Origin of the sequence: Haloferax sp. Atlit-10N, assembly GCF_003586325.1 — an archaeon.
Taxonomy (GTDB): Archaea; Halobacteriota; Halobacteria; order Halobacteriales; family Haloferacaceae; genus Haloferax; species Haloferax prahovense.
Window position 1 is genome coordinate 1272475 of sequence record NZ_PSYX01000001.1, and the last position, 26535, is coordinate 1299009.

Annotated in this window: 27 protein-coding genes; 13 read left to right on the top strand and 14 right to left on the bottom strand. The window is 66.8% G+C overall.

The window, feature by feature from the left end; translation table 11 throughout:
- The first annotated feature begins 72 nt into the window (after window positions 1-72).
- From C5B91_RS06610 to C5B91_RS06625, 4 genes are read left to right on the top strand one after another with little or no spacing between them, the layout of a single operon-like run.
- Window positions 73-534 (top strand): hypothetical protein, encoded by a 462-nt coding sequence (locus tag C5B91_RS06610; RefSeq protein ID WP_008093600.1) that lies wholly within the window; start codon window positions 73-75, stop codon window positions 532-534.
- A 1-nt stretch (window position 535) separates the two neighbouring features.
- Window positions 536-1246: a hypothetical protein gene (locus C5B91_RS06615; RefSeq protein ID WP_115819265.1), complete on the top strand. Its 711-nt coding sequence runs from the start codon at window positions 536-538 to the stop codon at window positions 1244-1246.
- Window positions 1243-2667: a hypothetical protein gene (locus C5B91_RS06620; protein WP_115819266.1), complete on the top strand. Its 1425-nt coding sequence runs from the start codon at window positions 1243-1245 to the stop codon at window positions 2665-2667. The genes C5B91_RS06615 and C5B91_RS06620 overlap by 4 nt, the downstream gene beginning before the upstream one ends.
- A gap of 20 nt (window positions 2668-2687) precedes the next feature.
- Window positions 2688-2975 carry a hypothetical protein gene (locus C5B91_RS06625; RefSeq protein WP_115819267.1) on the top strand — a complete coding sequence of 96 codons (288 nt, stop codon included), beginning with the start codon at window positions 2688-2690 and terminating at the stop codon, window positions 2973-2975.
- Between the two features lie 15 nt (window positions 2976-2990).
- Here the strand turns inward: C5B91_RS06625 and C5B91_RS06630 are convergent, their stop codons facing one another.
- The 6 genes from C5B91_RS06630 to C5B91_RS06660 all read right to left on the bottom strand — a co-directional run bounded on the left by C5B91_RS06630 (window position 2991) and on the right by C5B91_RS06660 (window position 8447).
- Window positions 2991-3203: a hypothetical protein gene (locus C5B91_RS06630; protein ID WP_049968523.1), complete on the bottom strand. Its 213-nt coding sequence runs from the start codon at window positions 3201-3203 to the stop codon at window positions 2991-2993.
- Between the two features lie 690 nt (window positions 3204-3893).
- Window positions 3894-4127 (bottom strand): hypothetical protein, encoded by a 234-nt coding sequence (locus C5B91_RS06640; protein WP_049968524.1) that lies wholly within the window; start codon window positions 4125-4127, stop codon window positions 3894-3896.
- Complete coding sequence (locus C5B91_RS06645) at window positions 4124-4384, bottom strand: cytochrome C oxidase subunit IV family protein (RefSeq protein WP_049968525.1); 261 nt, start codon at window positions 4382-4384, stop codon at window positions 4124-4126. The genes C5B91_RS06640 and C5B91_RS06645 overlap by 4 nt, the downstream gene beginning before the upstream one ends.
- A gap of 10 nt (window positions 4385-4394) precedes the next feature.
- Window positions 4395-6962, bottom strand: a complete 2568-nt coding sequence (locus C5B91_RS06650) for a cbb3-type cytochrome c oxidase subunit I (RefSeq protein WP_049968526.1) — start codon at window positions 6960-6962, stop codon at window positions 4395-4397.
- Entirely contained in the window at window positions 6959-7735 is a 777-nt protein-coding gene (gene coxB / locus C5B91_RS06655; protein WP_008093616.1) for a cytochrome c oxidase subunit II, read from the bottom strand. Before coxB ends, C5B91_RS06650 begins: the two co-directional genes overlap by 4 nt.
- 196 nt (window positions 7736-7931) lie before the next feature.
- On the bottom strand, window positions 7932-8447 hold the full coding sequence (locus C5B91_RS06660; protein ID WP_008093617.1) for a DUF6789 family protein: 516 nt from the start codon (window positions 8445-8447) through the stop codon (window positions 7932-7934).
- Between the two features lie 114 nt (window positions 8448-8561).
- Here C5B91_RS06660 and cyaB point away from each other — a divergent pair, with 114 nt between their 5' ends.
- Both cyaB and C5B91_RS06670 read left to right on the top strand, forming a co-directional pair.
- A complete protein-coding gene (gene cyaB, locus C5B91_RS06665; protein ID WP_008093618.1) occupies window positions 8562-9119 on the top strand; it encodes a class IV adenylate cyclase in 558 nt (185 codons plus the stop codon).
- Between the two features lie 127 nt (window positions 9120-9246).
- Window positions 9247-10455, top strand: coding sequence for a methionine adenosyltransferase (locus C5B91_RS06670; protein ID WP_008093619.1), 1209 nt, complete (start codon window positions 9247-9249; stop codon window positions 10453-10455).
- A 59-nt stretch (window positions 10456-10514) separates the two neighbouring features.
- On the opposite strand, the gene ppk1 is transcribed toward C5B91_RS06670, so the two are convergent.
- Window positions 10515-12992, bottom strand: a complete 2478-nt coding sequence (gene ppk1, locus C5B91_RS06675) for a polyphosphate kinase 1 (RefSeq protein ID WP_115819268.1) — start codon at window positions 12990-12992, stop codon at window positions 10515-10517.
- Window positions 12993-13246: 254 nt separating this feature from the next.
- On the opposite strand from ppk1, the gene thiI reads away from it, so the two are divergent.
- From thiI to C5B91_RS06690, 3 genes are all read left to right on the top strand, one after another.
- Window positions 13247-14422: a tRNA uracil 4-sulfurtransferase ThiI gene (gene thiI / locus C5B91_RS06680; RefSeq protein ID WP_115819269.1), complete on the top strand. Its 1176-nt coding sequence runs from the start codon at window positions 13247-13249 to the stop codon at window positions 14420-14422.
- Between the two features lie 196 nt (window positions 14423-14618).
- A complete protein-coding gene (locus C5B91_RS06685) occupies window positions 14619-14873 on the top strand; it encodes a hypothetical protein (RefSeq protein ID WP_008093625.1) in 255 nt (84 codons plus the stop codon).
- 42 nt (window positions 14874-14915) lie between these two features.
- The gene (locus C5B91_RS06690) at window positions 14916-15368 is read left to right on the top strand and encodes a DUF5804 family protein (RefSeq protein WP_008093626.1); all 453 of its coding nucleotides are present in this window, start codon (window positions 14916-14918) and stop codon (window positions 15366-15368) included.
- A gap of 21 nt (window positions 15369-15389) precedes the next feature.
- On the opposite strand, the gene C5B91_RS06695 is transcribed toward C5B91_RS06690, so the two are convergent.
- A complete protein-coding gene (locus C5B91_RS06695) occupies window positions 15390-16310 on the bottom strand; it encodes a PLP-dependent cysteine synthase family protein (RefSeq protein ID WP_049968529.1) in 921 nt (306 codons plus the stop codon).
- 171 nt (window positions 16311-16481) lie between these two features.
- On the opposite strand from C5B91_RS06695, the gene C5B91_RS06700 reads away from it, so the two are divergent.
- Entirely contained in the window at window positions 16482-16862 is a 381-nt protein-coding gene (locus C5B91_RS06700) for a thioredoxin family protein (RefSeq protein WP_115819270.1), read from the top strand.
- Window positions 16863-17015: 153 nt separating this feature from the next.
- A complete protein-coding gene (locus C5B91_RS06705; protein ID WP_049968531.1) occupies window positions 17016-17786 on the top strand; it encodes a hypothetical protein in 771 nt (256 codons plus the stop codon).
- A 15-nt stretch (window positions 17787-17801) separates the two neighbouring features.
- Here C5B91_RS06705 and C5B91_RS06710 read toward each other — a convergent pair whose 3' ends face one another.
- Window positions 17802-19931 (bottom strand): thioredoxin domain-containing protein, encoded by a 2130-nt coding sequence (locus C5B91_RS06710; protein WP_115819271.1) that lies wholly within the window; start codon window positions 19929-19931, stop codon window positions 17802-17804.
- A 177-nt stretch (window positions 19932-20108) separates the two neighbouring features.
- Here C5B91_RS06710 and purD point away from each other — a divergent pair, with 177 nt between their 5' ends.
- Both purD and C5B91_RS06720 read left to right on the top strand, forming a co-directional pair.
- Window positions 20109-21395 (top strand): phosphoribosylamine--glycine ligase, encoded by a 1287-nt coding sequence (purD, locus tag C5B91_RS06715; RefSeq protein ID WP_004976657.1) that lies wholly within the window; start codon window positions 20109-20111, stop codon window positions 21393-21395.
- A 90-nt stretch (window positions 21396-21485) separates the two neighbouring features.
- Window positions 21486-22028 (top strand): DapH/DapD/GlmU-related protein, encoded by a 543-nt coding sequence (locus C5B91_RS06720; RefSeq protein WP_049968533.1) that lies wholly within the window; start codon window positions 21486-21488, stop codon window positions 22026-22028.
- A 30-nt stretch (window positions 22029-22058) separates the two neighbouring features.
- Here C5B91_RS06720 and C5B91_RS06725 read toward each other — a convergent pair whose 3' ends face one another.
- The 5 genes from C5B91_RS06725 to C5B91_RS06745 form a co-directional block, all read right to left on the bottom strand.
- Window positions 22059-23090, bottom strand: a complete 1032-nt coding sequence (locus C5B91_RS06725) for a sensor histidine kinase (RefSeq protein WP_049913452.1) — start codon at window positions 23088-23090, stop codon at window positions 22059-22061.
- A 119-nt stretch (window positions 23091-23209) separates the two neighbouring features.
- On the bottom strand, window positions 23210-23827 hold the full coding sequence (locus C5B91_RS06730) for a hypothetical protein (protein ID WP_115819272.1): 618 nt from the start codon (window positions 23825-23827) through the stop codon (window positions 23210-23212).
- Between the two features lie 202 nt (window positions 23828-24029).
- The gene (locus C5B91_RS06735) at window positions 24030-24926 is read right to left on the bottom strand and encodes a mechanosensitive ion channel family protein (protein ID WP_008093641.1); all 897 of its coding nucleotides are present in this window, start codon (window positions 24924-24926) and stop codon (window positions 24030-24032) included.
- A gap of 1 nt (window position 24927) precedes the next feature.
- Complete coding sequence (dacZ, locus tag C5B91_RS06740; protein ID WP_008093643.1) at window positions 24928-25737, bottom strand: diadenylate cyclase; 810 nt, start codon at window positions 25735-25737, stop codon at window positions 24928-24930.
- A 116-nt stretch (window positions 25738-25853) separates the two neighbouring features.
- Window positions 25854-26216 carry a group 1 truncated hemoglobin gene (locus tag C5B91_RS06745; protein ID WP_049968535.1) on the bottom strand — a complete coding sequence of 121 codons (363 nt, stop codon included), beginning with the start codon at window positions 26214-26216 and terminating at the stop codon, window positions 25854-25856.
- Window positions 26217-26535: the final 319 nt, after the last annotated feature.

The following is a 26535-nucleotide window of genomic DNA, read 5'->3' on the forward strand; positions in this document are numbered from 1 at the left end:
ACCCCGAGGGCCGCTGTGGGGTCGAATCGCTTATATCATTGTCAATAGTTATAGAAAACGAGGCGTGTTCACATGGCACAGACTGGCTTGTTCCTCGGGTTCGTCCTCGGCGTCGTACTGCTGGCGCTCACCGTGTTTCTGACCGGTCGCGGCTGGCGACACTACTCCGTCACGAACGTACCGGTGCCGACCGGCGGCCGGTCGTCGGGAGGCACGAGCGAGAGCACCGCCCGTCGCTGGGCGGACGACCCGACGGTCCTGTCGCTCGTGTTTCTCCTCGCGGCGCTCGGCTTCGGCGCGGTGGCGGTCCTCTTCGTCGGCGGAAGCGCCATCCCCGAGAGCGTGACGAGCGCCGCGGGGCCGGTCCTCGTCGCCGGGACGCTCACCGTCGTCGTCGCGTACCTCTTCTACGGGACGTACCACGCCGCGCGGGGGCGCGGACTGACGCGGTCGCAGGCGACGCTCCTCGGGTCGTGGGTGCTCGGCCTGCTGTTCGTCGTCGGCGTCGCGCTCAGGCTGGTGGGCCTCCTCTGAGATGGCGACCTCGTACGCGGGGCGGCTCGACCCCCGACACGTGCCCCGGTTGTGGTGGCTCGCGACGCTCTGCTGGGCCGAGGCGCTCGCCCTCGGGGCGTACTTCTACGCCGCGCCGGAACGCGTCGAGAGTCTCCGGTACCTGTTCTACCCGTTCGTCTGGATAACCGTCGGCGCGGCGGCCGTTCTCTGGACCGACCCACCGCGGGCGAGCGGCCGGGCGCGGCTCGTCGCCGGCGCGGTCGCCGTCGCCTACTTCTTCGTCCTCGCGTCGCTGGCCGGGTTGGTGTCCGTTGACTTCGCCGCGCTCCTCGGCGGGAGCCACGGACACGCCGCGACCGCGCACCACCCGACCGGCTGGCAGTTCTCGCTCGCCGCGCCGGGGTGGGGGCCGCGGGTCGGCTACGCCGGCGAGGTCGTCTCCGCGACGTTCGTCCCGTACCGCGTCGCCGGCTACCTCGCGCTCGCGTACCTCGTCTACGCCGCCGTCCTCGACGCGGCGAAGAGCGCGCTCTCCGGGGCGCTCGGGCTCGTCTCGTGCGTCGGCTGTACCTTCCCGCTCGTCGGCGGTCTCGTTGCGGGCGCGGCCGGCGGCACCGGCGTCGTGAGCGCGCTCCGGGCGCTCTCGGTCGACATCTCGACGCTGGTGTTCGTCGCCGCCGCGGCCCTGCTCGCGTTCGGACCGTCGCTTGCGGAGCGGGCGCGACGATGAGCGAGCGCGACGGCCCTGGGGTCGGTGTCGCGGGTCGACGCGGTGCCGTCTGGACAGTCGCGCTGGCGGTCGCGTCGCTCATCTTTTCGGCTCCCGCGCTCGCGCACGCCGGCTCGCTGGCCGGGTCGCTCCGCTCGGTTCCGGCCCCGTTCTGGCTCGTCGTCGTCTCCGGCGGCGGCGTCGTCTGCGTCTCGTTTCTGCTGTCGGCGTTCGTCACCGACGACGAGACGCTCAACGCCTTCGAGCGGGTCGGCGTCCGAATCGGAGGACTCGCCGGGGGCGTCCCAACCGCGGCGGTCGCATTCAAACTACTCGGCGTCGCCGTGCTCGTCCTCGTCGTCGCCTTCGGGCTGTTCGGGCCGCCCGTCGGCATCGCCAACCTCGGCGTCCTGCTCGTCTGGGTCGGCTGGTGGGCCGGATTCACGATGGTCACCTACCTCGTCGGGAACGCGTGGCCGCTGGTGAACCCGTGGCGGACGCTCGGCGCGGCGCTTCGAGGTCGATTCGGGGAGACGTGGGGGCTGCCGCGGTCGTACCCCAACCGACTCGGGTCGTGGCCGAGCGTGGCCGGCCTGCTCGGACTCGTCTGGCTGGAGGTCGTCAGCCCGCTCGCGGCGGACCCGCAGGCGCTCGCGACCGTAGTCGTCGCGTACAGCCTGCTTACTGTCGGCGGCGCGGTCGTCTACGGCGACGCGTGGTTCCGCCGAGCCGACCCCGTCGCTCGGGTGTTCCGGCTGTACGGCCTGCTCGCTCCGGTCCAGCGGGGCGACGACGGCGGCCTCTCGGTTTCGGTTCCCGGCGCGGGGCTGGCGCGTACCCGCGAGCGACTGGGAGCCGACGACGTGGCGTTCGTCGTCGCGCTCCTCTGGGTGACGACGTTCGACGGCCTCGTCGTCACCGTCGCGTGGGCCCGCGTCCTCAACGCCGCGGGCCCGGCCCCCGCGTGGCTCGCGAACCTCGTCGGAATCGTCGCGGGCTACCTCGTCTTCCTCGGCGGCTACCGACTGGCGGCGCGGGCCGCCCGCCGAACCGCCGACACGTACGTGACCGTCGGCTTCGTCGCCGGTTGGTTCGCGCCCGCGTTGGTCCCCATCGCCGCCGGCTACCACCTCGCGCACTTCCTCGGCTACGTCGTCGGACTCGCGCCCGCGCTGGTCGCGGTCGCGGCCTCGCCGCTGTCGCCGCCTGCGAACCCCTCGGTGCTGGCCGTTCCGGCGTGGTTCGGCGGCCTCCAGTTGGCGTTCGTCGTCCTCGGTCACCTGCTTTCGGTGTGGGTGGCCCACGCCCGCGCGTTCGACCTCTTTCCGGGTCGCCTACAACCGCTCCGGAGCGAGTACCCCTTCGTCGCCGTCACGGTCTGCTACACGATGGCGAGCCTGTGGGTCGTCGCCCAACCGACGGTCGGAGGTGTTGCAGGGTGAGTCGCAGAGTGAGTCGCGGCATGGGTCGCAGAGAATCGGTCGTCGTCCCCGAAACCACCGTTCCCGACGACGAGACCGCGGCGGCGACGTGTCCCTACTGTGACCGCCCGTTCCGACGGGAACGGCTCCGAGACCTCCACGTCGGCGACGCCCACGAAGGGCTGAGCGACGACGAAACCGCGGCGTACGAGGCCGCGGTCGAGGCAGCGGACGAAGACCTGTTCGTCTATCACCTGAAGGTCGCGGGCGCACTCGGCGTGGTCTTCACGGCGCTGTTCCTGCTCGCGGTCGTCGGTTTCAGCCTGTGACGGGGCGCGAGTGGGTCAGGCGTGGTCGCCGCTGCCGTGTTCTCCCTCGTTGGGGTCGGGAAGGCGCATCACGACGCCGGTGAGCACGCCGACGCCCGCCAGCGCGACGACGCCGCCGACCACGACGAACGATTCGCTCGCGCCGACGGCCTCGGAGACGAGGAGGACCGTGAGACCGAGAACGACGGCCCCGAAGGCGGCCACGAGTGCGACAGTAGTCCGATTCATGTGTACTGTTACCACACCGAAGTCAAAGAAGGTACGTGCAAGGCGGCGGAGGTAAAGAGACGCTGTTGGAGTCCTCAGTTACTGATAGTTTTCTGCGGCCGTGCTGAATACAGAGCGCGAATCGGTCAGAGCCATCGACACCGTTCGGCACAGATATGAAAATCCCTGCTGCAGGTGGGAGAATGCAGTCCGTATTTATCCTTCGCGGGAAACTACACGCCCGATGCCCTCCATCATCGACCAAACTGTGTTCAGTGAGCCGTCTGGAAGGACACAGGCGTTCGTATTGTTTGCTAGCTCGCTCGTTATGTTAAGTATCTATATCTACTATAATATTCTACGCGGTGTTCCCGACATCAGTTCGCTTGTTATGGCGGTTGGATTCGCTCTGTCTGGACTTGCTGAGTCCCTCCCAACGGAGCGCCGACACATGGCAGGCGGATTGCGTGTCGTCGCGATTCTCGTGTTGATTGGGTTACTCAGTCTCACTATCTTCGCTCCCGAAGTAATTCTCGGGCCACAGTAGGGCTCCGTGTTCACTTTGAACACGTACTGACACGCTGGTTTGTTTTCCTCAGTGTGAAAGAAATGAAGCTGATGTGCTGAACTCACCCTCTGTCTGTGTCACACGGGTTCTATCAGTTTCTAACGAGTTCGACAGAGCCACAGAAAGAGACGAATAGCGCCCAGTCAGGCCGCGTTCTCGCCGGTCGTTGCGGCGGCGACGACGAGCGCGAAGACGGCCACCGCGAGCGCGAGGCCGGGGCCGACGACGAGCGGGTCGGTGAGTCTGCCGGGGGTGACGCGGGTCATCATGACGGTCACGCCGACGCCGACGGGGACCGAAAACAGAAGCGCGTAGCCGACCGCGACGAGGGTTTCGCGGGAGCGCCAGCGGGGGTGGGAGTCGGCTCGCACGGTCACAGGAGCGAGTACGACGCCGCGAGCGTGAGCGCCAGCGCGGCCACGAGGCCGATGCCGACCAGATACGTCAGCGAGCGCGGCTCGAACCGGAGGTGCTGGAAGTACGCCGCGACCAGCACCGCCTTCGCGGCCGACAGGACCATGATGACGCCGAAGGCCAGCCAGTAACTCAGCCCGGCGAACTCGACCAGCACCTGGACGGTCGCCGAGACGAACAACACCACGTAAATCACCGTGTAGAGTTTCGTTGATACCATTGCTGTCACCTCACAGGATGTAGAACAGCGGGAACAGGAACAGCCAGACGATGTCGACGAAGTGCCAGTAGAGGCCGAAGTACTCCACCGAGCGGCTGTCTTCGAGGTACGCGCCCCGCCAGGCGCGCGCGGTCAGGTACAGTGCGACGACGAGCCCCGCGATGACGTGAGCGGCGTGGAGGCCCGTCGTGAGGAAGAACGTCGAGGCGCGGACGTTCGTCGAGAGCCACAGCCCCTCGTGGAACAGGTGCTGCCACTCCAGCCCCTTGTTGACGAGGAAGCCGATGCCGAGGACGAACGTGGCCCCGAGGCTCGTCACGAGGCCCCACTTGTGTTTCTTCTCGGCCGCGACGAGCGCGAGTACGACCGTGAAACTGCTCGTGAGCAGGATGTAGGTGTTCACGAGCCCCGGAATCGGGTCGGACGGAATCGGCTCCCAGCCGGTCCAGCCGAAGGCGACCCGGGTGAACACGTAGGCCCCGAGGAAGCCCCCGAACAGCACCACGTCGGATGCGAGGAATATCCACATCCCGACCTTGCCGTTGTCGATGCCGGCGAAGGGCCACGCCTCGCCCTCCTCGAAGACCGGCCCGCGGAACGGTTCGAGCCCCATGGCGACGAGCGACCCGAGGGTGACGACGCCGCCCGCGACCGTCGTGGTCGCGTAGGCGGCCCCGACCATCCCCTCGGGGAACGCGGCGTCTTGGAGCGGCGAGAGGCCGAGGAGGACGAGGAACGCGCCGGCCGAGAGGACGAACGGCCAGATGCTCGCGTGACTCGGACCCTCGACTTCGGTCGCATCGGCAGTCGGCAGTTCCGCGTCCGCCGTGACCGCTCTCGTCGCCGACGCGGTGACGCCGCCGTCGGAGACGGCCGCACCGGTCGGCCCGCCGGAACGCTCCTCGCTCGGCGCGACCTCGCCGTCGTCGATGAATTCGAGGTGACCGTCGCGGTAGGTCGGCGTCCCGTCGAAGTTCTCAAGCGGCGGCGGCGACGGGACGGCCCACTCGGCTGTGGTCGCGTACTCCCACGGGTTGTCGGGCGCGGGGTCGCCGACGAAGGCGCTCTTGAACAGGTTGTAGAACATGATGAGGAACGACAGCCCGAGAACGAACCCACCGACGGTAGCGAGCTGGTGCCACGGCGCGAGTTCGGGCGCGTAGTCGAACACGCGACGGGGCGTCTCCCACGCGACGAAAAGCGGGAAGTACAGCAGGTTGAAGCCGACGAAGTAGACGGCGAAGTGGAGTTTGCCGAGGAACTCGTCGTACATCCGGCCGGTCATCTTCGGGAACCAGTAGTAGAGGCCGCCGACGAGGGCCGTCACCCCGCCGACCATCACGTAGTGGAAGTGGGCGACGACCCAGTAGGTGCCGCGGAACTCGTAGTCGAGGACGACCGCGCCGAGGAAGACGCCGGTGATGCCGCCGATGATGAACAACAGGAGCGCCCCGAAGACGAACAGGAACGGCGTCGTGAAGCGTATCTTCCCCTTCAGCATCGTGTAGATGAGCGCGAACACCATCAGGTCGAACGGCAGGGAGATGCCGATGGTGGTGATCATGAACAAGGTCTTGACTTGGAGGTTGATGCTCGTCAGGAACATGTGGTGCATCCAGACGGCGAAGCTCTGGATGGCGACGAGCACCATCGCGAGGATGAACCACTTGCGGCCGACGATGCGGCGGCCGGTGAACGTCTGGAACACCTCCGCCATGACGCCGAGCGCCGGGAAGAAGACGATGTACACCTCGGGGTGGCCGAAGAACCAAAACAGGTGCGTCCACAGGAGCGCCCCCGCCGGCGACTCCATGGCGAAGTAGGTCGTCCCGAGCAGGCGGTCCGACGAGAGCACCAAGAGCGCCGCCAGAAGCGCCGCGAAGGCGAACAGCATCATCCACGCCGTCAGGAGAATCGTCCAGCTAAACAGCGGGACGTTCCGAAGCGTCAGCCCCTCGGCGCGCATTCGGTGCATCGTCGTCAGGAAGTTGACCGACGAGACGGTGACCGAGGCGACGAACAGCACGAGCGCCAAGACGGCCGTCGACGCCCCCACGTCCGGCGTGAACGTCGGGACGTTCAGCGGGGCGTACATCGTCCACCCGCCGGAAAACGTCCCTCCTTGGAAGAACGAGACGCCGAACAGGATGCCCGAAAACAGATAGAGCCAGTACGACAGCGCGTTGAGCCGCGGGAACGCGAGGTCCTTCGCGCCGAGTTGGAGCGGGACGACGTAGTTGGCGAAGCCGAACGCGAACGGCGAGAGGAACCAGAACACCATCAACAGCCCGTGGGCCGAGACGGCCTGATTGTACGCGACAGGCGCGAGAATCCCCTCGCCGAGCGCCCGCGGGGCGAGCAGTTGGATGCGCATCAGCCACGCGAGGACGCCGCCGAGCACGAGGAAGAAAAGCGACGTGACGATGTAGAGGATGCCGACGTCCTTGTGGTTCGTCGTGACGAACCAGCGCTTGATGCTCCCCGTGCCGGGGAAGTCGTGACCGTGGTCGTCGCCGCCGCGGGCGACCTCGTGGCCCCCGTCGGCCGCGGCGTCCCCTCCGGGAGACGCGTCGCTCATGGGACCACCGCCGGCCGGAGACTCGATTTCGCGGCGACCGATTCATCAGTGCTCGACTCGCTCGCGGTCGCGTTATCCGCGGTCGTGTTCGCGTACCACGCCTCGTACTCGTCGGGTGGCATCACGACGACCTCGGCGGACATGTAGGAGTGGCCCGCCCCGCAGAGTTCGTAACACTGGGCGGTGTAGGTTCCGGGCTCGTCGGCGGTGAACCACGTCTCGGTCTCCTGACCGGGGATGGCGTCGGACTTGACGCGTAACTCCGTGATGCCGAAGTTGTGGAACACGTCCGCGGTGGTAATCGTCAGTTGGACGGGCCGGTCAGCGGGGACCCGGAGCACGCCGTCGGTGGTGTGGCCGTTCGGATAGGTAAAGCGCCAGCCGAACTGGTAGCCCTCGACCTCGACGTCGAGCGACTCGGCGTCGGAGGGGCCCTCCTCGACGTACAGGAGCGTCAGGTACGTCCACGAGACCAGCGAGACGACGATTATCATGCTCATGAAAAACGAAGTGAACAGCTTTCGCCCGCCGCCGCTCCCCGACGGGAGTTCCCCGAGGACGAGGCGGTCCTCGTCGTCGATGTGACCGTTTCCGGAGCCGGAGCGATACTTGTACGCGTTGTAGAGCATGTACCCCACGACGACGACCCCGACGAGCGTCCCCAAGAGCAGGAACACCTCGAAGATGCTTTCGAAGACGAACGTGCGCGTCCCTCGCGGGACTAACCCCGACTGGAGCGGGAACGCGGCCGCCGGTACGAGTTCCGTGACCATTGATAACACCACCCAAATAGTATAATTAACGTTCGTGATGATTATTGTTTCGGAGAAGTCAGTGGTGACCGGCCTCGAGCGGACGTTTCCGGTCGCTCACGGGGAAAGGCAGTAAGAACAAAACAGGTGGAGTTCGGTGCGCGGTCGACAGCGGGCGACGACAGCCCACGATGACCCGACCGCCGGTGACGCCCGTTCAGACCTCGTGTTGCGGGATTCCCGCGAACAGGTCGAGGAGGTAGCCGAGCGAGAGGCCGTACACCCAGTGGGCCAGAAGCGAGAACACGAGGAACGAGAGGATGACGAACGCGTCGGCCTGCGGCCAAAACGCCGGGACGAACCCGACCCAGTAGAGCGTCGCGAACGACACGCCGCGGAGGTACTCCGGCGACTCCGGCGGGAGGAACGCCCCGACGACGACGAACGTCACCGGGAGGACGATGACCCCGCCGATGCCGAAGAGGAAGGCCCCGAGAGCGAGCGTCGGTTCGTAGCCGAAGAACGCCGCCATCCCGGCGAATCGCGTAATCGGCTCGGTCGTGAAGAGACCGAGCAGTTCGGGGATGGCGACGAGGACGGGCAGCATCAACACCGTCCCGACGAACCCGCTCGCCATCGCAGTGAGGATGACGCGACCCGTGATTTCGTAGTCGGCGGCCTCGCCGACGCGCTGTTCTACTGCGGTGGCCGGGTTCGGCGTCTCTTGGCTCATACTCCCGTCGTACTACGCGGTCTTGCATGATAAAAGGTAACAAATACCTCGATACTGAGGGGTCGCCGCCGCGAGTCACCGAGGTTTTTGCCCCCCGGACGCGCCGGTCGAAGCATGTACGAAGTCGAGGTCAAGGTCCGCGCGGACCACGACGCGGTTCGCGAGCGACTCGACGCGACCGAAGCCGAGCAGGTCAACCGCGTCGCCCAGACGGACACCTACTACGACGCCCCGCACAGGGACTTCGCCGAGACCGACGAGGCGCTTCGACTCCGGCGCGAGTCGCGCTACGAGGGCGGCGACCTCGCCGACGAGGAGACCGTCGTCACCTACAAGGGACCGCTCGTCGACGAGTCGTCGAAGACCCGCCGGGAGTACGAGACGGGCGTCGAGGACGGCGAGACGATGGACGCCATCTGCGAGGCCGTCGGCTTCGACCCCGCCGCGACCGTCGAGAAGGACCGCGAGCGGTTCGCCCTCGACGGCTACACCGTCTCGCTCGATTCGGTGGCGGGACTCGGCGAGTTCGTGGAAGTCGAAGTCGAGGTCGAATCCGGCCTCGACGACGCCCGCGAGGGGGCGTTCGCCGTCCTCCGCGACCTCGGTCTCGACCCCGACGACCAGATTCGGACCTCCTACCTCGGGATGCTGCTGGGCGCGCCCGAGGAGTAGTCGGGTCGTCGGCTCCCGCAGGCGTCCGTTCTCTCGGCAGATACTGCCCGAGCATACTCTCAGGTAATACGAGTGTGGCCAAAGGTTTCCGCAAGTTATAGAACCGCCCGCCGGGTACGTCCCGCCAATGAGCGACCGAAATATCCGCCTCGAATCCGCCGACAAGCGCGCGGTCGAGGACCAGGAGGTCGAAATCGTCGAGCGAAAGGGCATCGGGCACCCTGACTCCATCTCCGACGGTATCGCCGAGAGCGTCTCCCGCGCCCTCTCGAACCTCTATCTCGACCGCGTCGGTAAGGTGCTTCACTACAACACCGACGAGACCCAGCTCGTCGCCGGCACGGCCGCGCCCGCCTTCGGCGGCGGCGAGGTCATCGAACCCATCTATCTCCTCATCGTCGGCCGCGCCACGAAGGAGTACGACGGCGAGAAGATTCCCGTCGATTCGACGGCGCTCCGGGCCGCCCGCGAGTACCTCAACGAGAACATCCCCGGGCTCGACGTGGGCACGGACATCATCGTCGACGTGAAGCTCGGCGAGGGCTCCGGCGACCTCCAGGACGTGTTCGGCGAGGAGACCCAACAGGTCCCCATGGCGAACGACACGAGCTTCGGCGTCGGCCACGCCCCCCTGACCGAGACGGAACAGATCGTCCTCGAAGCCGAGCGCGCCCTCAACGGCGCGGCCTACGGCGACGACCACCCCGAACTCGGACAGGACATCAAGCTCATGGGCAAGCGCGAGGGCGACGTCATCGACGTGACCGTCGCCGCCGCCATGGTCGACAAACACATCGAGGACATCGACGACTACGTCGCCGCCGTCGACGGCGTCCGCGAGTTCGTCTCCGACCTCGCCACCGACTACACCGACCGCGAGGTCAACGTCGAGGTCAACACCGCCGACGACTACGAGGAAGGCTCTATCTACCTCACCACGACCGGCACGTCCGCCGAACAGGGCGACGACGGCTCCGTCGGCCGCGGCAACCGCGCCAACGGCCTCATCACGCCGAACCGCCCGATGAGCATGGAAGCGACCTCCGGCAAGAACCCCGTCAACCACATCGGGAAGATTTACAACCTGCTTTCGACCCACATCGCCGAGACGGTCGTCGCCGAGGTCGACGGCATCCGCGACCTGCAGGTCCGCCTGCTCTCGCAGATCGGCCGCCCCATCGACGAGCCGCACGTCGCCGACGCGAAAGTCATCACGGACGAGGGCGTCACCGTCGCCGACATCGAAGACGAGGTCGTCGCCATCGTCGACCGCGAACTCGCGAACGTGACCGACATCACCCGTCGGACCATCGAAGGCGAACTCAGCACGTTCTGAGGCGGCGACTCACAGGGGCGCGAAAACAGGACACCGCTTCGCCCGCGAGGGCGGTGCGATTATTCCTCGCCGTAGTACTTCTCGACCAGTCGCGCGGCCGCCTCGGCCGTCTTCCGGTAGTCGCGGTCGCCGTCCGGCGTCCGAACCGCGTACTCGTAGTGCCGACTGCTCGGCACGTACCACTTCTCGGGGAAGTCGTCGAGGACGTGCTGCGGGTCGCCGTTCTTCGCCGCGCCCGCGCCCGCCTCGACGACGGGTTCGGTGTCCTCGCCCTCATCCTCGTCCGCATCCTCAGTCGCCGCGCCGTCTCGGGGAGCCATCACCGACGGGTCGGACTCCACGAGGAGCGTCTCGGGCACGTCGGGGTGGGACGCCGAGATACCGCGGTGGACGCCGGGCGTGTTCGACGCCGCGAGCGTCTGCTCCATCAGAATCTTCTGCATGCTAATCTCGTGGCCGTCGCCCGGGTCGCGCTGGTCGTAGGTGCCGTCGGCGTGCATCTCCCACGCCTTCCGGTTGTCGGCGAAGCCGAGTTCCAGGATGAACCGCAACTGCTCGCGGATATCGGTGTCCTCGACGGGCGCGACGGCCTCGACGCGCTTGTCGAGGTTGCGGGTCATCCAGTCGGCGGAGCCGATGTAGTAGTCCGGGTCGCCCGCGTTCTCGAAGTAGAAGATGCGGGAGTGTTCGAGGAAGCGGTCCACGACGCTCCGGACCGTGACGGTCTCCGAGACGCCCTCCAGACCGGGGCGGAGCCGACAGATGTCGCGGACGAGCAGGTCGATGTCGACGCCCGCCATCGAGGCCTCGTACAGTTCCTCGACGATGCCGGGGTCTTCGAGCGCGTTCATCTTGGCGACGATGCGGGCGTCGCGGCCGGCGCGGGCGTGTTCGGCCTCCCGGCGGATGCACTTCGTGAACTCGTTTCGCATCGTCACGGGCGCGATGAGGAGCTTCCGGAACTCCTCGTCCAACGAGGGGCCGGTGAAGAAGTTGAACACCTTCACGAGGTCCTGTCCGATGTCGCGGTCGGCGGTGAGGACGCCGAGGTCGACGTAGCCCTTCGCGGTCCCGGAGTGGTAGTTGCCGGTGGCGACGTGGGAGTAGAGGCGGACGCCGTCTTCCTCCTCGCGGACGACGAGCGCCGTCTTCGTGTGCGTCTTCAGCCCGATGGTGCCGTAGGCGACGTGGATGCCTTCCTCTTCGAGGCGGCGGACCCATTCGAGGTTGTTCTGCTCGTCGAACCGCGCTTTGAGTTCGACCATCGCCGCGACCTGCTTGCCGTTGTCGGCGGCGTCGATGAGCGCCTCGATGATTTTCGAGTCCGACGCCGTCCGGTAGATTGCGGCCTTGATGGCCAGCACGTTGGGGTCGTTGGCGGCCTCGTCGAGGAACTCTTGGACGGTGTCGCCGAACGAGTGGTACGGATGGTGCAACAGCACGTCCTTGCGGCGAATCTCGTCGAAGATGGTATCGCCGTCCTCGGCGGCTGTCTCGGGGGGAGACGCGCCCGAGCCGATGCCCGCGTCGGTCGCGTCGAGGTCCGAAAACCGCGGGTGCGGCTGCGGCGTCCACGACTCCAGCGAGAGGTCCGGGCGGTCGAGGTCCGTGAGGTCCATCAGCTCGCGGTAGTCGAGCGGCCCGCGGAGTTCGAACACCTCGCGGTCGTCGAGGTCCAACTGCTCGACGAGGAGGTCCCGCGCGGCGTCGGGCACGTCGGCCTCGATTTCGAGGCGGACGACGGTGGCGAAGCGGCGCTGTTCGAGCACCTCCTCTATCATGTCGATGAGGTCCTCCGCGACCTCCTCGTTCCGGCGAACCTCGGCGTTCCGGGTCAGCTTGAACACCGCGGTGTCGACGACCTCGACGTTCGGGAACAGGAGGTCGAGGTTGGCGCGGATGACCTCCTCTAAGAGGACGTACCGAAGCTCGTCGCCGTCGGTCTCGACTTCGACGAGTCGCGGGCGGTTCTGCGGAATCTTCACGCGCGTGAACGTCTGGTCGCCGTCGTCGTCGCGGGTGACGACCGCGAGCGAAAGCGAGAGGTTCGAGATGAACGGGAAGGGGTGCGCCGGGTCGAACGACAGCGGGGTGAGCGTCGGCAACACCGAGAGTTCGAAGTAGTCGCGCATCTCCGCCCGCTGGTCGGGCGTCAGCTCGTCGTAGTCGCAGACGCGGATTCCCGCGTCGGCGAGCGCCGGCCGAATCTCCTCGCGGTAGCACGCCGCCTGTCGCTCGAACATGGGGCGGGCCTTGTCGATGGCCTCCTCCCACTGCTCGCGGGGCGTCCGGCCGTCGGTCGTCCGCTCCGTCACGCCGGCGTCTATCTGCTGTTTCAGCCCGCCGACGCGCTTCATGAAGAACTCGTCTAAGTTCTTCGTGAAGATGGAGAGAAAGCGGACCCGTTCGAGAAGCGGGTTCCGTTCGTCGAGCGCTTCGTTGAGCACGCGGGACTGGAACTCCAGTTCGCTCAGCTCGCGGTTAAGATAGTACTGCGGGGCTGCGAGGTCGATATCGGCTGGCGACTCGTCGGTCATTGGCATCGAATGGGCATCGAAGTGGCGGCAGTTGTTCGTCGAGAGCGGCCGCGGGGCGGTCGGCGGTTGTACGAGAGGGAAACGGGGTGAAATCTATTAAGGGGTTTATATTGTTTCGCCGTCTGTCTACGGTTCAGTAAATTGTACTATGTACAGATATATAACACTAATAGCGACGGAGGGAGTCGCGTCGAGTCGGGCGCGGACGCCCCGCGAAACGAGACGCTGAAGGGTTCCCGCGGAGAACGTCGACCGTGAATCAGACGGCGCACGTCGTCCTCGTCGGCTACGGCGAGGTGGGCACGAAGAGTTCGAGCGTCCGGGCGAAGATGGAGGCTAAACTGCGGACGAACCTCCAAGCGGTCCTCGACGACCGCTCGCTCTCGGGCCGCGTCGAGCGGGAGTGGTCCCGCCTGCTCGTCCGCGACGCGGCCGACGCCGACGCCGTCGCGGCCGCCTGCGCCGAGGTGCCGGGCGTCGTCTGGGCGCGGCCCTGCGTCGCCTGCGACCCCACTCTCGACGACATCGTCACGGTCTGCCGAACCCTCGCGTCCGACCACCCCGACGGGGCGAGCTTCGCCGTCGACGCCGACCGCGTCGGCGACGCCGACCAACACGAGTTCACCAGTTCCGACCTCGAACGCGAGGCCGGGAGCGCCGTCGTCGACGCGACCGGCGCGCCCGTCGACCTCGACGACCCCGACCGAACCTACCGAATCGAGTGCCGCGAGGAGACGGCCTATCTCTCCGTGCGGCGGTTCGACGGGCCCGGCGGACTCCCGCTCGGGACGCAGGGGCGAGCCGTCTCCCTCGTCTCCGGCGGCATCGACTCGCCGGTGGCGACGTGGGAGCTGATGCGCCGCGGCTGCGAAATCGTCCCCGTCTACGTCGACCTGGGCGACTACGGCGGTGCGGACCACCGCGCGCGAGCCATCGAGACGGTGCGGACCATCGCCCGCCGCGCCCCGAACACGGACATGCGGGTCCACGTCGTCCCCGCCGGCGACGTGGTCGAGCGGCTGATGGAGACCGTCGAGGACACCCGGATGCTCTCGCTTCGGCGCGCGATGCTCGCCGTCGCCGCCGAGGTCGCCACCGACGAGCACGCCCACTCAATCGTGACCGGGGAGTCGCTCGGTCAGAAGTCGAGCCAGACCGGCGAGAACCTCGCCGTCACCGAGGCCGCGGTCGACTACCCCGTCCACCGCCCGCTTTTGACCCGCGACAAGACCGATATCGTCGCGGCCGCCCGCGACCTCGGCACCTACGACGACTCGACGCTCCCGGTCGGTTGCGAGCGCGTCGCCCCAAGTTTCCCCGAGACGAACGCCTCGCTGTCGGCCGTCGAGGCCGCGGAGCCCGACGGCCTGTTCGACCTCGCGGTCGAGGCCGCCCGCGAGCGGGTCGTCGTGTCGCCCGACGGCGAGTGAGCGCGGGAGCGCGGAGTGGAGGCCGAGCGCACATTCTGAACCCGGTTGTCACCAGCCTCACCGAGACACGATACCGACGCACACACGGACCGTGCAAACGACCAACATAGTCACGATTCTTCAAACGTTTAGATTCGTTTCGAATGAACAATTGCACAAAAATGGCTTTATTTACCGTGAGCGCTAGGGTTCTCTCATGTCGAAAACATCGCATCCCGGTCACGGCCATCCCGGCCCCGAGTGGCGCGTCAGCCACCGGGCGTCGCGGACCGACTGGAGCGACACCGTCGAACGGTGCGCGGCCTGCCGCGCCCGCGTCGACATGAGCGAAGCCCACTACCAGGTCCTCCTCGAGCGAGACATCGATCAGCCCGGTAAGATAACCCTCGAACGCGAGCGCGTCGTCTTTTGCGACGAGTCCTGCGCCGCCGAGTGGGAATCGACCGCCTGAGTACCGGAACCGCTTTACCGAGTCCGGACCCTCCCTCTCGACGTGACGCAGGTCTGTATCGTCGGCGCGGAGGACGTCCACCTCCAGTACGAACTGCTGTCGCGCGACACCGCCCGCGCGGCGCTTTCGACCTACGACATCGCAGAACCGTTCGACAACTCGCTTTCGGTCGATACGGTCAGTCTCGGCGCAGCCGTCTCGCTTCTCAACGATCTCAACTGGTATCTCGTCCGGTTCGCCGACTTCTCGCTGGTCCGCGAGCCCTCCGTCTCGGCCGACGAGTGGCTCTCTCGCGACCTCGCCCGACAGATTCGAGACGGGAAGGTCCAGCCGGAAGACACCGGCGACCACCTCGCCATCTACGGCGTCGAAGACGGTCGCCTCGTCGAGCCGATGTACGTGACGCGCGTCGACGGCTCGGTTCCCGACTACGACCTCAGAGACGTGGAGCGGACGCTCGTCGTCAGAGTCGCGGAAGACGAGTTCGGTCGGTGAGAGCCGGCCGTCGAGAGACCGCTATTCCTCGGCGTCGAACATCCCGGTCGACATGTAGCGCTCGCCGGAGTCCCAGAAGACCGTCACGACGAGCGGTCGGTCTTCCTCGTCCGCGTCGGGGTCAGCGAGTCGCTCGGCGACGCGCTTGGCCGCGAGGAGCGACGCGCCCGACGACTGACCGACGAGGATGCCTTCCTCGCGGGCGAGGCGGCGACACTCGGCCTCGGCCTCGGCGAGTTCGACGATTTCCACGTCGTCGATGAGGTCGGTGTCGAGGTTGGGGCTGACGAAGCCCGGCCCCATCCCCTGGAAGTCGTTGTTTCCGACCTCGTGGCCCGAGAGGACGGCGCTCTCGGCGGGTTCGACGCCGACGACGCGCATCGAGGGGAACTCCTCGACGAGGCGGCGGCCGTTGCCCGAAATCGTGCCGCCGGTGCCGATGCCGGCGACGAGGGCGTCGATGCGGCGGTCGCCCACCTGTTCGAGAATCTCCTCGGCGGTCGTTCGGTAGTGCGCCTCCGGGTTCGCCGGGTTCTCGAACTGCCGGAGCTGGTACATGCCCTCGGCTTCGAGTTCGTCGGCGCGGTCCTTCGCGGCGGAGATATCGCCCTCGACGAGTTCGATGGTCGCCCCGTAGGCGCGCATGATTTCGCGGCGCTCGGGCGACATCGAGTCCGGCATGACGATAGTCAGGTCGTAGCCCTTCGCCGCCGCGACGACGGCGAGTCCGATACCGGTGTTCCCGGACGTGGGTTCGACGAGGTGGTCGCCCGGCGAGATGTCGCCCGCCTCCTCGGCCGCCTCGACCATCGCCAGCGCGGGGCGGTCCTTCGCCGACCCGCCCGGGTTCTTCGACTCTATCTTCGCCGCGATTGTCGACCCCTCGGGAGAGTCGACGCGGACCAGCGGCGACCCGATAGCGTCGAGGATACTGTCGTCCATCGACCCTCCGTTGACGGTGCGACACTAAACGACTGGCGGAGGCGGACGATACGGCCACCGTCTCGGGGGCGAACGGGACCGTCCACCGAACCGTCGCGCCACCGCCGAGCGCGGGCGGCGAGCCCCGCCGCGAGCGCACCCGTTAAATCCGCTCGCCCGGTACACCGGCGCATGGCCGAAGCCGAGACGCTCGAAACGATGCAACCGAACCCCGCGTGGGACGCGGCCTCTTACCCCGACGTGGTCGACGCCCTCGCGGCCGAAGAGTACACGTTCAAGGTCTGGGGCGGCGACTGGTGCGGCGACTGCCGCGGACAGCTTCCCGACTTCGCGGCGGCCCTCGACGCCGCCGGCGTCCCCGCCGAGCGAATCGACCACTACCCCGTCGAAAAGGCCGACGACGGCTCGAAAGTCGGCCCGCTCGTCGAGGAGTACGACATCGAACTCATCCCGACGGTCGTCGTCGAACTCGACGGCGAAGAGGTCGCCCGCTTCGTGGAGGAAGCGGACGTTCCGATTGCGGTCTACCTCGCGGACCAGCTCTCGAACTGAGCGCCGGCTCCGATTGTTCGTTTTCTCGAACCCACCCAATTCGCCCACGCAGTCGAATCCCCCGAGTCAATCGAATCCCGCCGAAACCGTGATAGGACACCCGCGGGTACGGCGATGCGATGCGACGAGCGCAGCTGTCTCGGGAGTCAACAGATGTCTGAGAAGCGCAGCGGAGACCGCGGTGAGCGCCCGGACAACGGGGAAGAATCACGGCGCTATCACCTCGACAGCGACGACTACCGCCGCGACCTCGTCCCGGTGTTCGCCGAGGCCGTCCCCGTCGCAAGCGCGGTTCGGGCGGAACTCGACGAGAGATGCCTCAACGGGGAGTACGGAGAAGACGGCATCGAGCGATGCTCCAGTGCGCTCGCGGCAGTCGACGCGCTCGACCCCGAGCGCCCGGACGGCGGAACCCGCGTCTTCTCTCTCGACCGCGACGGCGAGGATGCGCTGTTCGCGCTTCTCGACGCCGCGACGACGATGGTCGGAGAGCACTTCGTGTTTCGCCTCGCGCTCCTCGACGACCGCGGCGACGACCTGCTCACGACGATTCCCCACGAGTCGATGCTCTGGGGCGAGTCGCCGCCGCTCCCCGAGGCGGTCGTGGCGTCGATTCAGGAACTGCTCGCCGACCGGGTCGGTGTGTTCGTGGCGTCGCTGGTCCACGAGCGCTGGGAGACCGACGACCACGCCTACCGCTTCGACACCACGGCAATCGTGCAATCGACGCTGGACGGGCGGCGGAGTCGGACCCACTGTTCCGCGCTCTCGGCGCGGCGTCTCGACATCGTCGACGAAACGACGCTCGTCTTCGACACGCCGACGGGTGAGAAAGTCGTCCCGTGCGTGACCCGCGAGCGCGCCGAGCGAGTCGCAAAAACGGTTCGGTCGTTGCGGCGGCGGTACGACGGAACGCGGCTCTGAGTCGGAAGCGCCGTCTCAGTCGTCTTCGGCCGCACCTGCGGGTTCGCCCGCCGTGAACCACGCCAGCGCCTCGTCGAGGTCGTGGGTCGGCGCGGAGCAGGTGAAGTTCTCGCAGGCGTAGACGGTGGGTTCGCCGTCGGCCATCTCGCGGCCGGCCCAGATTGGCGGGGCCTCGTCAAGTCCGAGTTCGTCCAGCCACGCGTCGAGTTCCTCGTCGGTGCCGGGGCGACGGGAGACGACGAGGCCGGGGAGGTACCGCGAGGCGAGCGTCTCGCGCCACTCGTCGGAGACCTCGTCGGCCGCGATGGTGAGTTCGGGGACGCCGCTGGCGGCCTTCTCGGCGGCGAGCGCGAGCGAGACGTGTTCGAGCGGACTGCCGCGGACGCGGTTGGCGAACGAGCCGAGGACCGCGTCCGCGACGTCGCCGAAGTCGGCGTCCGGCGCGAACTGTTCGAGGTCCAAGAACAGCGACGTGGCGACGCCGAGGCTCGACGGCGTGGACTGGTCGGTCGGCTCCTGCGGCCGGGTGACGAGCGACTCGCCGCTCTCGGGGGTGAAGTAGAGCGTGCCCGCGTCGGCGTCGTAGAACTCGCGGCGGGTCGCCCGCGCGAGGTCGAGCGCGAACGAGAGCGGGGCGAGGTCGCCGGTGGCCTGATAGAGGTCGAACGCGCCGCGCGCGAGGAAGGCGTAGTCTTCGAGGTAGCCGTCGCCTTTCACCTCGCCGTTCATCACGCGCCGCGAGAGCGTCTCGGTCTCGTCGTCCCAGAGGCGCTCGCGCACGAAGTCGAGGGCGCGGCGGGCGTCGGAAGCGAGCGAGTCGTCTTCGAGGACGACCGACCCCTGCGCGAACGCCGAAATCATCAGGCCGTTCCAGCCGGCGAGCACCTTCTCGTCGCGGGCGGGGCGCTCGCGCCCCTCCCGGGCGGCGAACAGGGCTTTCCGGGCCTTTTCGAGGCGGTCTTCCACCTCGGGTTCGTCGAGGTCGTACTCGTCGGCGAGTTCGGCGGTCGTCGCCGAGACGTTCAGGACGGTCGTCTTGTTCTCGAAGTTGCCGCCGGGCGTGACGCCGTAGCGGTCGCAAAAGAGGTCGGCGTCGAGTTCGGGGAGGAGGTCGCGCACGTCGTCGGGCGTCCAGACGTAGAAGGTGCCCTCCTCGCCGCCGGACTGGGCGTCGAGGGTGGCGAAGAAGCCGCCGTCGTCGTGGGTGAGTTCGCGGCGGACGAACTCGAACGTCTCGGCGGCGACGGTCGCATAGGACTCGTTGCCGGTGAGTCGGGCGGCGTCGAGGTACCGCGAGGCGAGGCCGGCCTGGTCGTACAACATCTTCTCGAAGTGCGGGACAGTCCACTCGCGGTCGACGCAGTAGCGGTGGAAGCCGCCGCCGAGGTGGTCGCGGAGGCCGCCGTTGGCCATCGCGTCGAGGCTCTGCCGCGCCACGTCGAGCGCTTCGCGGCGACCGGAGACGGCGTAGCCGCGGAGTAGAGCGTCGATACGTCCGGGTTGGGGGAACTTCGGCCCGTCGCCACCGAAGCCGCCGTGGTCGCGGTCCGCACCGCGGAGAGCCGCCTGCACAGTGCTGTCGAGGACGTCCGAGCCGGGGGCTTCGCCGGGTACGTCGGGCGTCTCCTCCAGTCGGTCGGTGATGGCGCTCGTCCACTGCTCGGCGCGGTTTGCTATCTCGTCGCGGTCGGTCCGCCACGACTCGGCGAAACTCTCGACGAGGTCGCGGAAGCCGGGCGCGCCGCGGCGGGGCTCCGGCGGGAAGTACGTGCCGACGAAGAAGGGCTTGCCCTCGGGCGTGAGCCAGACGGAAAGCGGCCAGCCGCCGCCGCCGGTGACGAGCTGACAGATGGTCTGGTAGATGCGGTCGAGGTCGGGGCGCTCCTCGCGGTCGACTTTCACCGGGACGAAGTGCTCGTTGAGCACCTCGGCGATGTCGGGGTCCGAGAAGCTCTCGTCGGCCATGACGTGACACCAGTGGCACGCCGAGTAGCCGACCGAGAGGAAGATGGGCTTGTCCGCCTCGCGGGCGGCGTCGAGCGCCGTCTCGTCCCACGGTTGCCAGTTGACCGGATTGTCCGCGTGCTGGCGGAGGTACGGGCTCTGCTCCTCGTCGAGTCGGTTGCGTCCCACCGGGTCGGACATGCGTCGCAGTCGGCGCTCCGGGAACTAAAGCGGCGTGGAGACGGCCGACGCGGCCGACTCGGGGTGCGGGTGGGACAGCGGGTCTCCCTCGTTGGCGACCGTGAATAACCACAATCGTGCCTATTTCGCCGCCGATAAAGAGCAATCTTTACACTCCCGTGCGCAGGGTATGCGACCATGAGCGAGACCGTCCTTCTCGTCGGCGGCGGCGGCCGCGAGCACGCGATTGCCCGCGCGCTGGCCCCCGACTGCGACCTGTACGCCTGCGCCAGCAACCGAAACCCCGGCATCGCCGCCCTCGCCGAGGACTTCGAGACGATTTCGGAGACCGCCGCCGAGGACATCGTCGCCTACGCCGAGTCGGTCGGCGCGACGCTCGCGGTCGTCGGCCCCGAGTCCGGCCTTGCGGCGGGCGTCTCCGACGCCCTCGACGACGCCGGCGTCTACACGTTCGGCCCGCAGGCGGCCGAAGCGCGCATCGAGACGGACAAGGCGTTCCAGCGGCAGTTCATGCGCGACGAGGAGATTCCGGGCAACCCCGACTTCGCCACCTTCGACGACATGGAGGCCGCCTGCGACTACATCGACGACTACGACGGCGACCTCGCGGTCAAGCCCGCGGGCCTCACCGGCGGCAAGGGCGTGAAGGTCATCGGCGACCAGGTGACGCCCGAGGAGGCGAAGGCGTACCTCCGTGACTCGGACTACGAGCGCGTCGTCCTCGAAGAGCGCCTCGTCGGCGAGGAGTTCACGATTCAGGCGTTCGTCGCCAACGGCGAGTTCCGCGTCAGCCCCGCCGTGCAGGATCACAAGCGCGCCTACGAGGGCGACGAGGGGCCGAACACCGGCGGCATGGGAAGCTACACCGACGTGACGCCGTCCCTGCCGTTCATGGCCGACGGCGACTACGAGGCCGCCGTCGAGGTCATCGAGGCCGTCGTCGAGGCGCTCCCCGACTACAAGGGTATCCTCTACGGCCAGTTCATGCTCACGACCGAGGGCCCGAAGGTCATCGAGTTCAACGCCCGCTTCGGCGACCCCGAGGCGATGAACACCCTGCCGGTCCTCGAAACGCCCTTCATCGACGTACTCACGGCCGCCCGCGAGGGCGAATCACTACCCGAACTCGACTTCGCCGAGGCCGCGACGGTCTGTAAGTACGCCGTCCCCGAGGGCTACCCGACGGACCCCGAAGCCGGCGCGGAAATCACGGTCGAAGTGGACGAGGACGCCGGCGCGCTGCTGTTCTACGCGAGCGTCGACGACCGCGAGGACGGCCTCTACACGACGACCTCCCGGTCGTTCGCCGTGGTCGGCGTCGCCGACAGCATCGCCGAAGCGGAGGAGCTCGCGGAGGATGCGCTCGCCGACGCCGGCGAGGGCTTCCACATCCGCCACGACATCGGCACGGCGGCGCTCGTCCAGCGCCGCATCGACCACATGGCCGAACTCCGCGGCGAGTAAGCGGCAACCGACCCGGCGAGACCGATGTTCTAGTTCTCTCGTCGCCGCCGCGGCGAGGGCGCTTTTACCTCCGCGGCCCAATCGACGGACGTGACCGACGACGATGCCGCACCGGCGGACAGCGACGCCCGCCGACACGACCGAATCCAGCACCACCCGACGCCCGGCCCGCGGAACTCGCTGCAGTACTGGACCGACGCCAAGCCCGTCTGGCGCGTGATGCTCAACTACGTGTTCGTCCTCGTCGCCCGCATCGCGCCGTCGCTCCGGGTCAGAAACTGGGCGCTCCGGCGCATCGGCGTCACCGTCGGGGCGGGCGTCTCGTGGGGCCTCGAAGCGACCCCCGACGTGTTCTGGCCGGAACTCATCACCATCGAAGACGACGCAATCATCGGCTACGACTCGGTCATCCTCTGTCACGAGTTCCTGCAGGACGAGTACCGGACCGGCGAGGTCGTCGTCGGCGAGCGCGCCATGATAGGCGCGAAGGCGACCATCCTGCCGGGCGTCCGCATCGGCGAAGGCGCGCAGGTCGCGGCGAACTCGCTCGTCACGCGTGACGTGCCCGCGGGAGAGACGGTCGCCGGCGTGCCCGCGAGACCCATGTCCGGCGACGAGACTGACGGAGCGTAATCGGTCGTCGTCGCGGCCCGCGGCCCGCGGTCAGTCGTCCACCGTGGACTGTTCCTGCAGACGGACGCAGAAGACCGCGCCCTCGCCGTCCTCGCGGTCTTCGACCCAGATGGTGCCGTTGTACGACGAGATGACGTTGTCGGCGAAAAAGAGGCTGATACCCGTGCCGTGGTGCAGTTGGTCGTACTCCTCGCGGCCGAAGATGAGGTCCCGGTGCTCCTCGGGGACCCCCGGGCCGTTGTCGGCGACGCGGACGATGACGAAGCCGCCGTCGCGGTCGGCCGAGACTTCGACCCGCGGCGTCTCCTTGTCGTTGTGCATGACCGCGTTTTCGAGCAGACACTCGATGGCCTCGCCGAGGAGGTCGTCGCCGATGACCTCGACCTCGGGGAACGACCCGAACTCGAACTCGGCGTCCGGGAACTCTATCATGGCGTCGACGATTTTGTTGTTCAACACCACGTCGAGGCGGACCGGGTGGTTGGACACGTCGTGGGAGCGTTCGAGGTGCTCGCGGAGGTCGCGGGCGCGCTCGGACTTGTGGACGATTTCGAGGACCTTCTCCTGGACGAGGTCGAGTTCCTCCAGCGCCTGCTCGTCGTCGATTCGGCTGGCGACCTGCTGGGTGTAGCCGTAGACGACGTTGAGTTCGTTCCGGAGGTCGTGCCGGAGGAGGCGGTTGAGCACCTCCGAGGCGTTCTCGTAGCGGCGCTGTTTGGTCGTGTCGACGAAGAAGGCGAGAAACCCCTCCACGTCGCCGTCGACGACCATCGGGCTGGCGAACCCCTGTCCGTAGACGACCTGCTGGTCTTTCCGCCGCGCCATGAACTCCCCGGACCACGTCTCGCCGGCGATCATCTGCTCGACGATTTCGTAGTATATCTCCTCGTCGGCGGCGATGAGTCCGACCGACTCGCCGACGATGTCGTCGTAGTCGTAGCCGAGGAACTCCAATCCGGCGTCGTTAATGTCACGAAAAGCGAAATTCGTATCCGCAATCAACATGGGGATATCCGCACTTCGGAAAGCCTCGCGATACAGTTCCGGGTCGGTATCCTCCATGTTCGGTCTGCAGAGATAATTCTACCACCAATACTTATTTTCGGCGGTCGTTTCACCACCGAAAATGTATCAGTTGTATTTCACTAACGGTGTTCGTTTATGCCTGGTTTATGACCTCTTTATGACTCATCTCTGAGGTCGAACAGCCGTTGGTAATAGTGTGCGACGATGTCGATTGCGGAAGAAACATCTCGCTCGGGGCTCTCTCGGACCCACTCGTCGTGACGGGTGACGCCGACGACGAAATACTGTGCAAGGTTATCGACGGTTTCGCCGTCGGCCGAGGGGGCCATCCGTGCGACTTTGATGCGGTGGGCCCGCCGAGCGACGGTCTCCCAGCCGTCGACCTCCTGTCCGTGGAGTCGCCAAAATCGGGTGTGGAGCGTCGCGTATTCCGGGTTTATGTCGAGTTCGTCACAGACGGTACCGAGGAGTTCTCGAACGTCCCGCCACCGCGGGTCGTCGTTTATCGCGTCCGGCTCGGAGTCGTCGGGAACGGACGAGACGAACGCTCCGGAAGGGACGTCGTGTTCGAAGCAGGCCTCGAAGGCGTCTCGGTTTTCGATTTCGTCCTGGAGGAAGAGCGCGCGCATGAACAGTTCGCCGGCGCGCTCGGCGCGCTCGGCGGGAACGTCGGGAAACTCGGCGACGAACGCCTCGGACATATGATGTACCGCACGCTCCGCGGCGGTCATCGCGGCGTCGAAGTCGCAGCTGAGAAGATGTGTCTCCCGCATATCCTGAAAGTGAAACCCTCGAAGTAGCGTCTCTGCAACCTCAAACGCTCGGGTTGAGGGGGCAGTAACGTCGAGGGTGGGGAGGTTCTCCGTCATCGTCTTCAGGGGGAGCCGATATGAGACAATCTTCGGACCACTTCTAAACTGTTATGGTAACGGTATGACAAAATTTCCGAAAACATCAGTCGTCGAGATTGTTTACCTATCGAACACGGCCGACGCCCTTGTCGAGGACACGGGCATTCGGGATGACGAACTCAGTGTCCTCGGATTCGACGTGGGTGACGAACATATCGAGTTCCTGAACGACGCCGCTGACCTCGCCGACGACGATTTCATCGCCGATGCTGTACGGTTGGGTGAAAAGGAGGTACGTCCCCGCCGCGCCCGAGCGGAGTAGGTCGCGGAACGCGACGGCACTGAGCACGATGAGCCCCAGCATGTACGACGCGAGGAGGACGATGAGCGCGAGCGTGGCGACGCCGACCTGCGAGAGCGCGACCAGCGTGGCGAGAAAGAAGACGGTGTATTTGGCGAGCGACGGGAGGACGTTCACCTGCGGGAGTTTGACCGCGCGGAACCGCTCGGCGACGAGGAGTTCGACCTTGTCGCCGACGACGACGCCGATGATGAGGACCAAGATGGCGATGAACAGTTGCGGCAGGATGGCGATAACGAGCCCCCAGAAGCGGTCTGCGTAGTTGACCCCGGCGAACGAGAGAGCGGCGAAGACGCTGATGCCGAGGACGAAATACCGCGTCAGCCACGACAGGATTTCGACCGTCGATGTCTCGAAGTCGCGGGCGGTCCGCTCGAAGGCGGTTCCCTCGATGGCCTCGGGGACGCCGACGCTGATGAGGAGTCGACGGACGAGCGTCCCCGCGACGTACGCGAGCACCAACCCGAGAAACAGGATAGCGAGCACGCCGAGAAACCGGAGCCCGACTATCCGGACGATGTCGTCGACGGCGCCGCCGACCGTCTGAAGCGGGGCGGCAGACTCGAACGTGAATACGGGCGCGGACGCGGATGCTGCTGTGGACGCTGGCTCGGGACCGGCCGACGAGTGGACGAGGGACGCCGAAACGGGCCCCGGCATCTCAGTACGCCTCCGGGTCGATTTCGAGAATCATCTTGCCGCCTTTGAACGCCCGGACGAGTCCGTCGGACTCCGAGAGAACGATGGCGGTGGCGTTGGTGTCGCGGGTGATGGCGCCGCCGGCCATGTGCCGCGCGCCCAGCCCCTTCGGGATGTCGACGCCCTCCGCCGAGGGTTCGAGGTAGCGGTACGCCGAGACGATTTTCCCCGAGTCGGAGATGACGAACGCGCCGTCGAGCCGCGAGAACTCCTTGAGCATCACGTTGACGATGGGGTCGCCGACGTAGACGTGGGACTTCTCGAAGGGGTTGTACGAAAGCGGCCGCGACTTGTTCATCACCTTCCCCGCGTCGCCGACGATGAACAACGCGCCGACGGGTTCGCCCTTCTGCCCCTTCTTACCCAGTTCGATGGCTACCTCGAACACGTCGCGGATGACGCCAGGGTCCGCCCGGGAGTTCGCAAAGAGGTCGTAGATTCCCGACCGCATGTTCTCCTCGACGCGAACCCGGACGAGCGAGTCGAGGTCGCCGCCGAAGACACCGACGTTGCAGGCGATGGTATCTCCCGCTTCGACGATACTCTGTTCCATCGCGCCCTCGACGCCAAAGCGGATGCGGTCCTTGACGTTCTGGAACTGGAGGGGCAGCTCCACGAACGTCTCGGCTTCGACCGTGTTCTCCGGCGCGATGACCACCGTCGGAACGTCCGTCTCAGCGAACTGCTCGTAGTGGGAGTGACTCGGCGTGAACAGAAACAGCCCATCGACGTCCGCCACGAGGTCGCCCAATAACTCGGATAACGCCGCCATTGGTGGAGAGACACACCGGGTGAGAAAAAGGGTTGTGTCGCGTCTGACGCGTGGCGTGCGCGATTCGGCCGGTCGAAACCGGCGACTGATTCTCCCCGAATGGAGCCGAACGGAGCTTACTGCCCCAGAATCGGGGCTCTGAGCGCGGCGACTTCGTCGAGAATCGCATCGGCGTCTTCCGGGGCGACGCCGTTTTCGTCGAGCGCGGCCGCGAGGTGTTCGGCGATGGCGTCGAAGTCCTCGCCCGAGAGGTCGAGGTGGTCGTGGGCCGCCCGCATGTCGGCCCCGTCGTACTCGACGGGACCGCCCGCGACGGCGCTGATGAACTTGACCTGATGGGCGCGCTGTTCGACCATGTCGATGTCGTCGAAGTAGTGCGCGACCGAGTCGTCGGCGAGGACGCGGTCGTAGAAGTCCGAGACGACTGCTTCGACGGCCTCGTGGCCGCCGAGGCGAGCGTAGAGTGACTGCGCAGGCATTCGTCGGGGAGTTGGACGGCTCGGTGGTAATATTTCCTCCGAACGTATTCGGGGTGTTTAAGCGTGGAGTACGGGACTGCGGCGGGATGAGAGGGCGTTCTGTTTGAATCCCCCGCGTGTGGGTGGCCCCACAAGAGGTTTGACAGCCTGTTGTGATGTTGGTGATTAGAGAGATGCGTAACTCGACCTCTGTCGTGCTAACGGCTCTTCTGATTATTCTCGCGGGGTGCTCGGGAATCGGAGCCCGCGACACGACGACAGCCGAAACGACGTCTCCGTCCGCGGCGACCACACAGTCTCCGACTGAGTCGACCTCGAC